This is a genomic window from Plantactinospora alkalitolerans, assembly GCF_015690345.1.
Classification (GTDB): Bacteria; Actinomycetota; Actinomycetes; order Mycobacteriales; family Micromonosporaceae; genus Plantactinospora; species Plantactinospora alkalitolerans.
In genome coordinates this window covers 16158-31001 of sequence record NZ_JADPUN010000296.1, presented here as the reverse complement: position 1 = coordinate 31001, position 14844 = coordinate 16158, and the positions used below count along the sequence as shown (strand labels likewise).

The following is a 14844-nucleotide window of genomic DNA, read 5'->3' as shown; positions in this document are numbered from 1 at the left end:
GACCGGTACCGACGACGGACCGGAGGCCACCGGCCGGACGACGCTGCCGGTCATCGCCCTGACCGGACCCGCCGGCGCCGGCAAGACCACCGTGGCGGTCGAGGTGGCCCGGCGGATCGCGGACCGGTTCCCCGACGGCCGGCTCTTCATCGACCTGCACGGCGTACGACCACAGCCCGCCGAGCCGGCCGAGGCGATCGGCCGACTGCTCCGGGCACTGGGTGTCGCGGACGATGCGATCCCCGCCGAACCCGACGAGCGGGCCGCCCTGTTGCGCAGCCGTACCGCCGGCCGCCGACTGCTTCTCGTGCTGGACAACATCGCGAACGAGGCACAGGTACGCCCACTGCTCCCGGCCGGGACCGGATGCGCGGTGCTGATCACCTCGCGGCGGATCCCCGCCGCTCTGCCCGGCGTGCAACTGGTCGACCTCGGCATGCTGGACCGCCGGGACGCCCTCGCGCTGCTCGCCCGGTTCTGCGGTCCGGCCCGGATGGCGTCGGACCGGGCGGAGGCGGACCGGATCGTCGAGTACTGCGGACGGCTGCCGCTGGCCATCCACATCGCCGGGGCCCGGCTGGCCAGCCGGCCACAGTGGCGCCTGGACCGGCTCTCCCGGCTGCTCGCGGACGAACGCCGCCGGCTCGACGAACTCACCGTGGGCGACCTCGCGGTCCGGGCCAGCATCGGCCTGAGCGTCGCCGCACTGGACGCGCCCCAACGAAGGCTGTTCGAGCTGCTGAGCCTGCTGGACGTACCGGACTTTCCGGTCTGGGCCGCGGCCGCGATGCTCGGGGTGCCGGTCTCCGAGGCGGAGGCCCTGCTGGAGGAACTGGTCGACGTCTGCCTGGTCGCGTCGGTCGGCGAGGACGTCACCGCCGAGCCCCGATACCGGATGCACGACCTGGTCCGACTGGTCGCCCGGGAGTTCGCCAGCGAACGCGAGGACCCGGTCGCACGCCGCTGCGCGATCGGCCGGGCCGGGCAGGAGTGGCTCCGGCGGGCCTGGCTGGCCCGGCGCTGGTTTCCGGGGCCGCCACTGCCGCAGGGACGCCGACCGGTCGACGAGGAACTGGTGCGCCAGCCGTCCGGCGACCCGGCCCGGACCGGCGGTGGACGGCCGTCCGAGCCGGCGCCTCCGGGCATCGACGAGGGCACCGGAACCGACGACGAGTCGCGGGCGCCAGGGCCGGAGCTGATCCGGGCGGCCCGGACCTGGTTCGAGGCCGAGCGGGCGGCGATGTCCACAATGGCCGTACAGTCCGCCGCCGAGAACCTGCCCGAGCTGGCCTGGCGACTCGCCGCCAGCCTGTCCGGGTTCTTCTACCTCTGCGGGTACTGGGACGACTGGGAGCGGACGACCGAGGCCGCGCTGCGGGCCGCCCGAGGCGCCGGCGACGACCTGGGCGTGGCGATGTCACTGTGGGGGCACGCCGAACTGATGATCGCCCGGGACCGTTTCGACGAGGCGGCGGACGCCCTCGCCGAGGCCGAGAGATACTTCGCGGCCCGCGGCGACCCGTCGACCCGGGCATCGGTGCTGGTCCGGATCGGCTACCTGCACCATGTCCGGGGCGACATGACGCGGTGCCGGGACACGCACGAGTCCGCGCTGCGCCTGTTGACCGGTCCGGAGACCGATCTGGTCCGGTCGTACGTGCTGCGTTATCTCGGCATGTTGCACCGTGACCTCGGTGCCCGGGAGCAGGCCCGGGAGCACCTGGCCCGGGCCCTGGTGGCGGCCCGGTTCAGCGGGGACCTGTACGGCGAGGCGCTGACGCTGGAGACGCTGGGCAAGGCGTACGGGAACTGGGGCGAACCAGCCACCGGCCGGGAGTACCTCGTCCGCGCCGCGCAGCGGTACGAGTCGATCGGTGACCGGATCGGTGTGCTGCACACCCAACTCACCGTCGGCGAGACGATGCTGGCGCTCGACGATCCCGGAGCCGCCCGCGAACTGCTTCGGGAGTGCCTGGCCGAGTTGCGCTGGCGCGGTGACCTGTTCGGCGAGGCCTCCGCGCTGTCGACCCTGGGCCTGGCCGAGTTGCAGTGCGGCGACCCGGTCGCGGCCCGGCAGTCCCTGGAGATGTCCCTGGCGTACTGGCGGGAGGCGGGGGTTCCGCCGTTGCAGGCTCGGGCGCTCGACCGGCTGGCGATGGTCCACCGGACGCTCGGCGACGTCCCGGCGGCCCGGCGGTGCTGGCTCGCGGCGCTGGACATCTACCGGCAGTTGGACTTCCCGCAGCAGGCCCGGATCGCCGGTTCGTTGGCCGACCTCGACGACGCGACGGCCGCGCACAACCGGGAAAGCTTCCGGAAAGAAGCGGGTTAGCCGGCACCGGCAGGCTCTCTGGGTAGAAGCCGGCGCACCATCGGGGTTTCCGGAAGCCTGGGACAGGGCCGTTCGGGAACGGCGCCGACGGAACCGGGGAACGTCGGACCCGGGCGGCGCGATGGCACCGGATCCGACGGGAAAGTACGTCGTCACGCTGGGTGGGCTAACGGGGGTACGCCCCGCGTGACGACGTGCCGGTTCCCGGCCGGCTCCCCGCTGCCCCGAGCGCCGGGAGTGCCCGATCCGCCGGCTATGCTTCGCCCACGACCGCGAGGCTTCGCGAATCGCGGGCCTCGACCAGCTCCGGGACGCACCTCCGCGAGCCCGGACCTTCCTCCGAGCCGGTGAATCGAGCGATGAACGAGACTTCTTCCCTGCCCGCCACGGTCTTCGTACACCCCTCGGCCGAGGTCGACCAGGGTGCCCAGATCGGTTCCGGCACCAAGATCTGGCATCTCGCCCATGTCCGCTCCTCCGCCCGGCTGGGCGCCGACTGCGTCGTCGGGCGGAACGTGTACGTGGACGCGAACGTCGTGGTCGGCGATCTGGTGAAGATCCAGAACAACGTCTCCGTCTACCAGGGCGTGACGATCGAGGACGAGGTCTTCGTCGGCCCGTGCGCGGTGTTCACCAACGACCTGCGGCCGCGCGCGCAGAATCCCGACTGGGAGATCACTCCGACGCTGATCCGCAAGGGTGCGTCGATCGGCGCGAACGCGACGATCGTCTGTGGTGTCGAGATCGGCTCGTACGCCATGATCGCCGCCGGCTCGGTGGTGACCCGGGACGTCGCCCCGTACCAGTTGGTGGCCGGCAACCCGGCCCGGCCGAAGGGCTGGGTCAACGCCCGCGGCGAGGTCGTCTCGCGGGACCCGGAGCGCCCGCCGGCCGGTGCCGACGCCGACCCGCGCTGACCGGGGGCGGTACCGCGAACCGCGCTGACCGGCGGCGGTACCCCGGCCGGTGTCACAGACGACGCGAGCCCTGGCCGATCCGGATCGGCCAGGGCTCGCGGTCGTCGTGCGGCGGGTTCAGCCGCCGATCACCACCCGGCGGACCGTGGACCACCGCGCCGGGTCGGTCACCCGACGGCCGTCCACCAGCACCTTGACCTCGGGCAGGTCGGCGGAGCCCAGGGTCCGGTACTCGGCGTGGTCGGCCTGGATCACGGCGGCGGTCACCGATTCACCGGAGTAGGCGGGCAGACCGAGCGCGGTCAGCTCGTCGTTGGTGTACATCGGGTCCGAGACGTACGGCCGGGCGCCCCGGCGACGCAGCGCCTCGACGGTCGGGAAGACGCCGGAGAACGCGGTCTCCTTGACTCCACCCCGGTAGGCCGCGCCGAGCACCAGCACCTCGACTCCGGTCAGGTCACCGACCGCCGCGGCGAGCAGGTCGACGGCGTACTCCGGCATCGCCGCGTTGGCCTCGCGGGCCGACCGGACGACGGTGGCCGCCGGGTCGTTCCAGAGGTACATCCGGGGGTAGATCGGGATGCAGTGCCCGCCGACCGCGATGCCCGGCGAGTGGATGTGGCTGTACGGCTGCGTGTTGCAGGCCTCGATGACCTTGATGACGTCCACCCCGACGGTGTCGGCGAACCGGGCGAACTGGTTCGCCAGGCCGATGTTGACATCCCGGTACGTCGTCTCGGCCAGCTTCGCCAGCTCCGACGCCTCGGCCGAGCCCAGGTCCCACACCCCGTTGGGCCGGGTCAGGTCGGGACGGTCGTCGAAGTCCAGCACTGCCTCGTAGAACTCGACGCCGCGCCGGGCCGAGGCCTCGTCCACCCCGCCGACCAGCTTCGGGTAGCGGCGCAGGTCGGCGAAGACCCGCCCGGTCAGCACCCGCTCCGGGCTGAACACCAGGGTGAAGTCGCGGCCCAGCTTGAGGCCGGAGCCCTCCTCCAGCATCGGCGCCCAGCGGTTCCGGGTGGTGCCCACCGGCAGCGTGGTCTCGTAGCTGACCAGCGTGCCCGGCTTCAGCCCGGCCGCGATCGCCCGGGTCGCGTCGTCCATCCAGCCGAAGTCCGGCACCCCGTCGGCGTCCACGAACAGCGGCACCACCACGACCACGGCCTCGGACTCGGCGACCGCCGCAGCGGTGTCGGTGGTCGCCGAGAGCCGGCCCGCCGCCACCGCCTCCTTGAGCTTGACGTCCAGGTCGGCCTCGCCCGGGAACGGCACGGCACCGTCGTTGACCAGCTTCACGACCCGCTCGGACACATCGGCACCCACCACCGAGTGCCCCTTGTCGGCGAACTGCACGGCGAGCGGCAGGCCGATCTTTCCGAGAGCGACGACGCAGATTTTCATGCCTACTACTTTCCTCCCTGGGGCAGCCTGCGCCGCAGTCGGGCCATGACCCGACGAGGCGTGACAGGTGCGATGGCGATCACGAGCTGGCCTCGGTGACTCGTTGTCGGGGTGATCACGAAGAACCGCATCCCCCGGCGGAACATCAATCGTGACACGGTCGGACGGGTCGGTGCCCGCACCGCTGCGGTGCCGACCCCACCGAACGCGGTCAACTGGGACCGGACCGCGAGCAGCGTTCCGCCGGCCGCGGCACCGGCGAGCAGCAGGTTCACCCGGAACTGGGCGCGTACGGTGCTGCCGGCGCTGTCCCGGCTGGTCTCCAGCGTGGTGCCGGTGACGTCTCCGGCGGTCAGCCCGATCGGTCCGGAGGTCAGCGACGCCAGGTCGCGACGCGGGGTCCGGGCGGTGACGGTCAGGGCCCGCTCCCCGTCCGGGCAGGTGTCCCAGGTGACGGCGATCGCCTCGAGCCTGGCGAGCCAGTCCGCGGCGGTGTCGGAGACGTCGAACCAGCTGTCCGGCAGGTCCAGCCGGGGGTCCCGGAAGCCGGGATAGCCGGCGTACCAGCGGACGCCGTCCACGATCGTCGGCGGCACACCGTGTTCGGCGTCCTGCCTGATGACCGCGAGGAGGTCGTCGACGGTGCCGCGCTGGGCGGTGGAGATCCGCAGCCGCGGCTCGATCTCCAGTTGGGTCCGGATCCGGTCGGTGAGGTACTCGTCGGCCAGCGCCCGGATCCCGGCCGTGACCTGCTCCTGGACGCTCCGGTCGAGCCGGAGGAAGTCGTCCTCGACCAGCCGGGCGACCTCCCAGGTGAAGTGCCGCAGGAGTACGGCGTCCCGCTGTTCGCCCGGCTCGATCAGACCGGCCACGAAATTCATGATCGACTCAGCGCAGCGCAGCCGCTCCACGTGCCGGGAACGGTAGGTGATGTTGTGCGCGTTCAGCCGACGCACCGCGTGGTAGAAGTCGTAGTCCGCCAGCACCGAGATCCGCTTCGCCCGGAAGCACGCCTCCAGGGTGAACGGCTGGTCGCTGCCGACCGGCATGTCCTCCGGATAGCGCAGATGGTGGCGCTCGACCAGCTCACGCCGGAAGAGTTTGGTGTTCGACAGCGACCAGGGCAGCGCCGAGTCGAACAGGCCGATCTCGACCTCGTTGCGGGCGAACACCGCCTGATGGATGTTGCGGCTGTTCACCCCGACGGCCTTGCCGAGCACCACGTCGGAGCCGTACTCGTCGGCCGCCTTCACCAGCCGTTCCAGGGCCTCCGAGCCGAGATAGTCGTCGGCGCCGATGAAGAAGACGTACCGGCCGGTGGCCTGGTCCAGGGCGCGGTTGCTCGGCGCGGCCGGGCCGCCGGAGTTCGCCTGGTGGGTCACCTTGACGGTGTCCGGATAGAGCCGGGCGAACCGGTCCAACTCCCGGCCGCTGCCGTCGGTGGATCCGTCGTCCACCGCGATGACCTCGATCCGCTCCCGGCCGATGCTCTGCCGCAGCAGGGAGTTCAGACACTTGGTGAGATAGGGCATGGTGTTGTAGACCGCCACCACCACGCTGACGTCCGGTTCGCTCATCGCGCAGTGGCCTCCGTGGCCCGCCGCCGCATCGTCGACCGCCGCGCCCCGGCAGCCCCGTTCACGTCCATGATGAGTGTCTCTGCCTCTCCCACAGGGGCTTCTCCCAGCGGACCTGGGCGAGTGTACGGCAACCCGCCGCCCACCGTCCCGGCCGAGTTGTTCCGCTTTACCCCGCTATCGCGGGCCGAACATGTCGTTCCCGGACCGGCCGGACGTGTCGCCCCCGGACGCGTCGCTACCGGACGTCCGGCACAACCGGCCGGTTTCCCGGCGTTCACCCTCGACGGCCGGCATCGGCGGACCCGGCCGACGGATCCTCGTCCGGGGCCGACGGAGCCGCGTCCGGGGCCGACGGAGCCGCGTAGTCGAGCCCGAAGGCGACCTGCGGGTTCCACCCGCCGGGACCGTACCGTTCCAGCAACCGGGCCGCGTACGGCATCGAGGGCGAGTCGGTCACCACGACGAGGTCGAAGGACGCACCGTCCAGGACGTGCCGCTGGACCAGGGACTGCGACACCTCACCCCAGACCAGTCGGTACGACGGCGCGAGCACCCTGCGGTGCACCCGGTCCGCCAGCCGGACCTCGTACGCCGCCGCCGCGCGCCGGGCCCGCTGCCGCAGCGGGCCCCGACCCGCCGCCCGGAACAGCCCCCGGGGGACGTCGTAGAGCAGGCCGTGACCGATCCGCATCGGTAGCCGGTCGGCCTCGATCCCCGACAACTCGACCACCCGGACGGCCGGGTCGAAGGAGACGTTGCGCCACAACTTCGCGTGGTCGATCAGTACGACCGCCTGCCCGCCGTCGGCGACGACCTGGGCGGATTCGTCGACGACCGCACGCATCCGCCGGGCGCCGAGGGCGAAGAACAACACCTGCACGGTCACTCCATCGAGTTGAGGGCGGCTTCCGGCGCGACCGGAGCCGGGCCGGCCCCGACCGGATCGGGGAACCACACCCGGCGGTGCGCCCGGGCGACGGACGGGTAACCGTACCGGTCCGCCAGCACCTCCCGGGCGTGCCGCAGGTCCACCTGCTGCGGGAACCGGTCGCGGAGCCGTCGGTAGCCGGCGACGATGGTGTCGGGATCCTCGTCGACGGCGATCAGTCCGCCCGCCGCGTCCTCGATCCCGGCCAGCGTCTCCTCCGGGCCGCCGCAGCGGGTCACCAGCACCGGCATGCCGGCGGCGATCGCCTCCACCACCGTCATGCCGAACGTCTCCAGGCGGCTCGGGTGGACCAGCAGATCGTGCCGGTGCATGAGTTCCAGTGCCGCCGTCGGCAGGACGAAACCGGCGAAGGTGACCGCGTCCGCGATCCCCAGCGCGGCCGCCCGGGCCGCCAGAGCTGCACGCAGCGGCCCGTCACCCACGAATGTCAGGGTCAGCGCGGGATCCTCGGCCCGGCACCTGGCGAACGCCTCCAGCAGCAGGGCCACGCCCTTGCGCTGGTTCAGCGATCCGACGTACAGCCAGCGGCGCAGCGCGGTGACCGGCCGTTCCCGGGGAACGCCGAAGTCCACCGGGTTGGGCATGAACCCGATCCGGTCGGCGTGCTGCGGAAACGCCTCGACCAGGACCGAACGCACCGCCTCGCCGACGGCGAAGAACCCGGCGGAGCGGCGGATCACCTCTTCGTACATCGCCCGGGAGTCGGGCTGCCGGAGCACGGCCGGCAGGAAGGTCGCGTGTTCCGTCACGAAGACCCGGGCGTCCGGGCGGGCGTTCTCCAGCGCCGTCCAGCCGCCCCGCAGCCCGACGTGCCCGTGTACGACCGGAGCGTCGATCGGTCGCCCGCCGAGCACGACCCCGACCGCCGCCGAGTGCCGTCGGGCGGCCTCGGCGTACGAGAGCCCGGAGTGCACCGGGACCGGAACGTAGACCAGGCCGGCTCCGGTGACCGTGCTGGTCTTCCGGGCACCTCGGGCAAGCAGATCCCGGTGCGCCCGTACGATCGCCCGGTCCCCGCGCCGGGAGACCGGGGCGCCCCACCCGTCGCAGTGGAAGACCGTGGCCCGGTCCCGCACCGACGCGGTCGCCTCGACCATCGCCCGGACGAACGCGCCGCCGAACGGCACCTGTCTGGTCGGGTACCAGGGGGTGATGATGGCCACGTCTCGGGTGGCGGAGACCCTCACCGCATTCTCCTCGTCCTGGTCGTCGGGCTGGCCCGCGAGTCGCTGGACGGCGGCTGTCGCCCCGGACCGAGGTGGCGGGTCGGCGTCGCCGAGGACGGCCGGGACCGCCTCTGGCGTAAGGCCCCGGCGAGTGTACGGCAACGCGCCTCGAACGGACATCTCGCCGATCCCTGGTAACGTCACCGGTTCAGTTACGCCGGTTTTCTACCACACCGGCCCTATCCTCCCATTCTCGGAAGGAGGGTGGTGATCGTGGGTGATCTGCTCACCACCGAGGAGGCCGTCGCCTACTGGGACACCCGGCACCAGCGGGAGGGTGCCCTGCGGTCCGGTGGCGACGTGACGTACGACGAGGCCACCAACCAGATGTTCTACACCCTGCGGCTCGGCATCCTGCTCGACGTCGTCGGGCACCACTCCAGCCCGGTCGCGCCGCTGTTCGTGCTCGACGCCGGCTGCGGCAAGGGCTGGTTCAGCCGGGCCCTGGCCCGGTTCGGGCACCTGGTCGACGGCATCGACCCGAGCCCGTCCGCACTGGCGCACTGCCGGGCCGAGGGCGGCGGCCCGCGCTACTTCCCGTCGACACTCGCGGGCTGGCGCAGCCCCTGGCTCTACGACGTGGTGCTCTCGATCGACGTGGTCTTCCACGTCCTCGACGACCACGAGTGGGAACTGTCGTTGCGGAATCTCGCCTCGCTGGTCCGGTTGGGTGGCCGCCTCGTCGTCTCCGACTGGGGTGCCGACGGAGACCGGGTGTACGGCAACTACCAGGTGGTCCGGGGCCGCGATCGGTACGTGCCGCTGCTGCGGGACTGCGGACTGCGGTTCGACGCCTGGCGGCCGTACGGGTTCCGGGGCAGTCCGATCGGCTTCCACGTCTTCACCCGTACCGCCTGAGCGGCCGCCCGGTCGCGACACCAGTTCACCCCTGCCGAAGGGACGAGACACGGTCATGCGCATCCACGAACTGCTGCACGCCCACCTCGACGGGGTGGAACACGTCGTCGACGTCACGGACGAGCGGATCGACCTGCGCGACGCACTGCGGTTGCCGGAGTCGGTGCGGTACACCAGATCCGGGGTCGACGAGGCGACGGAGGCCGGCTTCGGCGGGGGCACGCTGCTGCTCTGCGCACCCGGGCCCACTCCGCCGGCACACACCGACCCCGACGCGCTGGCACCGCTGCTGCGTGGACTGCGCCCGGGAGCCCGGATGGTCGCGGTACTCGGCTGGCGGATCGGCGAGCTTCCCTACCACCGGCTGCTCGGGCCCCTGGTGGACGGCCGCTGTCAGATCCTGGCGGCGACCCCCGTGGAGCGCGTTCCGGTACCCGGGGCGCAGAGCGCGATCGCCGTCGAGTGCGTGCGGCGGCTGGCGGCGGTGCCGTCGTACCTCACCGCCCCGGGCACCGCGACCGGGGGCGGGGCCGGACCGGACGGCCCGGCCGCCGACGCCCTGCCCACCCTGCTCCGGATGGCGAACGAGTACGTCTTCCTCGACCTGGTCTCGCGGCCGATTCGACGCCGGGTGATCGAGCTGGAGCGGGAGCTGGCCGACCGGGATGCCCGGCTGCCGATCCTGGAGGGCGAGCTTGCCCGGTCGCGGGCCCGGGTCGCCGCCCTGGAGTCGTCGCTCAGCTTCCAGATCGGTGCCGTGGTGGCGGAAGGCATCCGCCGTCCGGTGCACGCCGTGCGGCGGATGCCCCGGATGTGGCCGTTCCCGCAGCCGGGCCGGAACGGCGGGGACACTGCCCCGGGCGGGGACACTGCCCCAAACGGACCCGCTGCCCCGGACGGTTCCCGTCGCCCGGACACCGACGCCTGACGTCCGACGGCGGGCGGGCGCCGGGCCCGGGGCCCCGGGTACCGTTGCGGATGGCCAGCTGACGCTCCAGAGGAGTCGGGGAGCGTGCTCCGGTGGCCGGGTGACGTATCGTGTTGGCGCCAGGGGGCCGCGGACAGCATCGGTCCGGTGCGGGCGACGGGCACCATCCCGCCCGTGACCTGGCGAAACCCCTATCCCCAGGTCAACGCACACGCCAGGAGAAGACCGCAGTGAAGGTAGTCAGTGTCGTCGGGGCCCGCCCCCAACTGGTCAAACTCGCACCGATCGCCGCAGCGTTCGCGAACAGCGAGCACGAACACGTAATCGTGCATACCGGACAGCACTACGACGCCGACCTTTCCGACGTGTTCTTCTCCGGCCTCGGAATACCCGACCCCGCGGTCCACCTCGGCGTCGGCTCCGGCAGCCACGGCGTGCAGACCGGCAACATCCTCGCCGCCCTGGACTCCGTCTTCACCGCCGAGCGGCCGGACTGGGTGCTGGTCTACGGCGACACCAACTCGACGCTCGCCGGTGCGGTCTCGGCGGTCAAACTGCACATTCCGGTCGCTCACCTGGAAGCCGGCCTGCGCTCCTTCAACCGGCGGATGCCCGAGGAGCACAACCGGATCCTCACCGACCACGCGGCCGACCTGCTGCTCGCGCCGACCGAGGAGGCCATGCGGCACCTCGGTGCCGAGGGACTGGCCAGCCGCTCCGTGCTCGTCGGCGACGTGATGGTCGACGTCTGCCTGCGGATCCGGGACGGCGTACTGGCGGGCGAGCATCCCACCCCCGTGCTGCCCGAGGGCGTCGACGGCGACTCCCCCTACCTGCTCGCCACGCTGCACCGGGCGGAGAACACCGACGACCCGGAGCGGCTGGCCGGGCTCGTGGAGGCGCTGGCCGGACTGAGCCTGCCGGTGGCGCTGCTCGCCCATCCCCGGCTGCTCGCCCGCGCCGAGGAGTACGGCATCAAGCTGGCCCAGGGTGCGCTGCACGTCGGCCGCCCGCTGCCGTACGCGGCCATGGTCGCCGCGGTGCTGCGCTCCGCCGGGGTGGTCACCGACTCCGGTGGGCTGCAGAAGGAGGCGTACCTGCTGGGCCGCCCCTGCACCACGCTCCGTCCCGAGACCGAGTGGCCGGAAACGCTCGTCGACGACTGGAACCGGCTGGTTCCCGAGCCCGGCCGGCTGGGCCCTTCGGGCTGGTCGGAGACGGCCACCCGGCCGGCGCCGGCCGCCGAGCGGAGCGCGCCGTACGGCGACGGCCGGGCCGCCGTCCGGGTGGTGCAGGTCCTGCAGGAGCGGCTGCCGTCCTGACCCTGTCGGCCGCACCTCCTCCGGCCGGGTCGACCCGACCCGGCCGGCCCGCCGACGTGAATCTCTCTCGCGCGAACTCACCACGTCACCGTTCCAGCGGCTAGTCTCTCTTGATCGCGTGGCTCCCCGGCCCGGCACCTGAGCGGACAGTCAGCCGTCGGGGTCCGAAGTAGACGGATTATCGCTAGGACGGTTTCGTGGCAACGCTGTGGCAATTGATGGCCGAGCACATTCCCGATGACCATTCCCGCCAGGTGCACTCGCAGTACTACCTGGAAGAGGAGTTGACCGGCCCGGACTCGCCGCCGCTCGTCGTCGACCTCGGCTGCGGCAACGGCGCCTCCGCGCTGCTGGCCCGCAAGTGGCGATCCGACGTCCAGTGGGTCGGGGTCGACATCCTGCAGTCCGACTACGCCAAGGGCATCGAGGGCGAGCAGGTGCTCTTCTACGACGGCGTGAACCTGCCGTTCGCCGACAACTCGATACCGTTGATCTACTCGAACCAGGTGTTCGAGCACGTCCGCCATCCCGAGCCGCTGCTGCGCGAGATAGCCCGGGTGCTCCAGCCCGGCGGGCTCTTCATCGGCAGCACCTCCCAACTCGAGCCGTACCACGCCTGGAGTCTGTGGAACTACACGATCTACGGCTTCAAGGTGCTCGTATCCGACGCCGGCATGGAACTCACCGAGGTGCGGCCGGGAATCGACGGGATCGCGCTCATGCACCGCCAGTGGTTCGGCCGCCGGCCCGAACACGGGAGCTGGTTCCAACGCTCGCCGTTGAACACGGAGATCGACGAGTGGGGCGTCGCGACCAAGCGCCGGGCCGCCCTGGTCAACCTGCGCAAGTTGCAGTTCTGCGGACAGTTCTCGTTCCGGGTGCAGAAGCCGGGCGGCCCGCCCCGGGTCCGGACACCGCGGAAGGACCTCGCGAAACCGCTCCCCGATCCGAACCGGCCCGCCGCCGGCAATCGGCCCTCGCTGCGCCGTTGGGCCCGCCAACTGCTGCCGGCACCCCGCAAGCAGAACTGAGCCGGGGCGGGCGGCGCCGGATCCGACGCCGCCCGCCCCGCTCGTCCGGTCCCGATCAGCCGGGCAGTCGTACCGCCACGGCGGTGTTGCTGGGCAGGTCGTCGGCGACCCGCCAGTAGGTCGGACTGAACTGCGCGGCGTCGAACACCACGTCGCCCCACATCCAACCCGCACCGCGTCGGCGCAGTACGAAGACGTCGATGCCGCCGAACTCGGTGTCCGCCGAGGCGCGGGCGAACTCGGCCGGGTCCTTGATCCCCGCGATCCGGACGAGTTCGGCGTGCCGCTCGTCCCACTTCGAGAAGGTGTTGGACGCCAGCCGCTCGACGGCGACGTAGCCCTTCCACGGGTAGTAGGCGAACATCCGCTCGTCGTACGCGAGGGTCGAGGGCCGGGCACCTTCGCCGAGCGTCCCCTCGACCACCTCCCGGATCGGCTCGGCCGGGAACCAGGCGACGGTCACACCCTTCGGCGCGTACCGGGGCCGCTTCCCGTTCGGCAGCGGCTCGGCGTGGGTGTAGGTGGCCAGGTTCGGCGAGAAGCTGTCGGCCGGCCGTTTGACGTCGTTGATCCCCCGTGGCCAGGGCATCCAGGTGCCCAGGCCGGCCATTGCGGTGACCACCAGCAGCGCCGACATGCTGAGCACGCCGACACCGCGCAGGGAGCGGGTGGTCACCCGGCGGGCGAGCGCCGGTACCGCCGTGATCGCGGTCAGGATGCCGGCCGAGGCGAACACCAGGCCGATCAGCCGGGTGGTGTAGTGCAGGTAGAGGGTGTGGCCGTTGCCGACGAAGATCAGCACCAGGGCCCACCGGTAGACGTACACGCCGGCCACGAGAAGCAGCATCGGGCGGGCCCACCACCGGGTCTTCCAGTACCAGATCAGCCCGAGCAGGCCGACGAGCTCGACGATGTAGAGCGGGTTGCCGAAGGGGCCGGTCAGGAACCAGATCCCGAGCGGGTCCTCGACGATCGCGGGCGAGATGAAGTAGTCGTTGACCCGACTGCCGTGGAGGGTGAGGGTGCCGTAGAGATACGGCACCAGGTACCAGGACGCCACGACGAACGCGGTGAGCCCGGCACCGAGCACGTGCCGCAGGTACGCCATCCGGTCGGCGGCGCCGTGCCAGGTGAAGGCGATGATGGCCAGGATGCCGAGCACGCCGAAGAGCAGGTACCCCTGGTAGGTCTGGACCAGCAGTCCACCGATGATTCCGGCGCTGAGCCAGTGCAGCCCACCCTCGGAGCGGGACCGGTTGGTGAAGGTCCGGAGCACCCACGGCACGAAGACGGCGATGGTGATGATCTCGTACGACTTCCGGGGCTGGTTGAAGACCCAGGGCGGCAGCACTGCCAGCGCCAGCGCGACCGGAGTCGGCACGATGCCCCGCCAGAGCAGGAACGCGAACAGGACCGCCGCCGAGATCAGGGTGGCCTCGCCGTACCCGATGAGCGACCACGCCGGGCGGTCGATGATCGTCGAGAGTCGCCCGAGCAACCACGGGAAGAGCGGCGGGTACTCGGCCGGCACCGACGGCACGATTCCGTCCACCGGCTGCCAGGTGGTGCTGAACCGGGTGGCCATCGTGGCCAGCCGGGCCGAGTCGCCGCGCAGGCCGGAATCGCCGAACGGTGTGCCGTGGTAGGACGCGACGAGGGTCAGTCCGCACCAGGCGGCGTAGCCACCGGCCAGCAACCCCATCAGGGTGTCGGAGTATCTCCGCACCACCAGCACGAGCACGACGACCCCACCGACGATCCCGATGGCGACCGGTCCCACCGACCCCCGCCCGGTGAGGGGGTTGCCGTCCAGCAGTTTCACCAGGAGCACGGCCAGCGGGAAGCCCACCGCCCAGGTCAGGGTCGCCCAGAACCCTGCCCCGGCCGGCATCATCGCGCGGGCCCGGGCAGCGATGCCAACCCGTGGTGGCGCCTCCCGAGGCGGTTCGACCTGGGCAATCTCCGGCGCAGTCGTCACCGTCATGTCCTCCCGTTGGAAATCGCGGGCCAGCCTAGCGGACATTGCCCGCGCACACGGGACCGGCCGAACGCGGCCCTGACTGAACGGAATCCGTTCCTGTCCGAACGGACGGAATCCGAAGATCGGTGCAACCGGAACGGCCTGAGCCCGATCACGGATGATCACGATCGGGCGTTCGGGCGTCGCCGGAAACGCGATTGGCACCCGGTGGAAGTGGTCAGGGAATCCGATCACGGTCCTAAGACGGCCGATCCGGCCGAGACCGCGCTAACCGACAATTGCCGCCGATGCCGCAGGCCGGCGGGCCGCCGGATGATGG

Annotated in this window: 11 protein-coding genes; 6 read left to right on the top strand and 5 right to left on the bottom strand. The window is 71.7% G+C overall.

The features are described 5' to 3' along the window. Both I0C86_RS33615 and I0C86_RS33610 read left to right on the top strand, forming a co-directional pair. The coding region (locus tag I0C86_RS33615) for an ATP-binding protein (RefSeq protein WP_196205335.1) at positions 1-2332 on the top strand (2332 nt) is incomplete at its 5' end. Positions 2333-2691: 359 nt separating this feature from the next. Further along, positions 2692-3249, top strand: a complete 558-nt coding sequence (locus I0C86_RS33610) for an acyltransferase (RefSeq protein WP_196205334.1) — start codon at positions 2692-2694, stop codon at positions 3247-3249. Between the two features lie 117 nt (positions 3250-3366). Here the strand turns inward: I0C86_RS33610 and I0C86_RS33605 are convergent, their stop codons facing one another. The 4 genes from I0C86_RS33605 to I0C86_RS33590 all read right to left on the bottom strand — a co-directional run bounded on the left by I0C86_RS33605 (position 3367) and on the right by I0C86_RS33590 (position 8525). Further along, positions 3367-4650, bottom strand: a complete 1284-nt coding sequence (locus I0C86_RS33605) for a nucleotide sugar dehydrogenase (RefSeq protein WP_196205333.1) — start codon at positions 4648-4650, stop codon at positions 3367-3369. Between the two features lie 5 nt (positions 4651-4655). After that, positions 4656-6227, bottom strand: coding sequence for a glycosyltransferase family 2 protein (locus I0C86_RS33600; RefSeq protein ID WP_196205332.1), 1572 nt, complete (start codon positions 6225-6227; stop codon positions 4656-4658). Positions 6228-6504: 277 nt separating this feature from the next. Continuing rightward, positions 6505-7110 (bottom strand): hypothetical protein, encoded by a 606-nt coding sequence (locus I0C86_RS33595; RefSeq protein ID WP_323373995.1) that lies wholly within the window; start codon positions 7108-7110, stop codon positions 6505-6507. A gap of 2 nt (positions 7111-7112) precedes the next feature. After that, positions 7113-8525 carry a glycosyltransferase family 4 protein gene (locus I0C86_RS33590; RefSeq protein WP_230395214.1) on the bottom strand — a complete coding sequence of 471 codons (1413 nt, stop codon included), beginning with the start codon at positions 8523-8525 and terminating at the stop codon, positions 7113-7115. A gap of 87 nt (positions 8526-8612) precedes the next feature. Here I0C86_RS33590 and I0C86_RS33585 point away from each other — a divergent pair, with 87 nt between their 5' ends. The 4 genes from I0C86_RS33585 (at position 8613) to I0C86_RS33570 (ending at position 12544) form a co-directional block, all read left to right on the top strand. Beyond that, positions 8613-9263, top strand: a complete 651-nt coding sequence (locus I0C86_RS33585) for a class I SAM-dependent methyltransferase (protein WP_196205331.1) — start codon at positions 8613-8615, stop codon at positions 9261-9263. A 55-nt stretch (positions 9264-9318) separates the two neighbouring features. Next, the gene (locus I0C86_RS33580) at positions 9319-10191 is read left to right on the top strand and encodes a hypothetical protein (protein WP_196205330.1); all 873 of its coding nucleotides are present in this window, start codon (positions 9319-9321) and stop codon (positions 10189-10191) included. A gap of 230 nt (positions 10192-10421) precedes the next feature. Then, a complete protein-coding gene (gene wecB / locus I0C86_RS33575) occupies positions 10422-11513 on the top strand; it encodes a non-hydrolyzing UDP-N-acetylglucosamine 2-epimerase (protein ID WP_196205329.1) in 1092 nt (363 codons plus the stop codon). 197 nt (positions 11514-11710) lie between these two features. After that, complete coding sequence (locus I0C86_RS33570) at positions 11711-12544, top strand: class I SAM-dependent methyltransferase (RefSeq protein WP_196205328.1); 834 nt, start codon at positions 11711-11713, stop codon at positions 12542-12544. A 55-nt stretch (positions 12545-12599) separates the two neighbouring features. On the opposite strand, the gene I0C86_RS33565 is transcribed toward I0C86_RS33570, so the two are convergent. After that, a complete protein-coding gene (locus I0C86_RS33565) occupies positions 12600-14522 on the bottom strand; it encodes an arabinofuranosyltransferase (RefSeq protein ID WP_196205327.1) in 1923 nt (640 codons plus the stop codon). Positions 14523-14844: the final 322 nt, after the last annotated feature.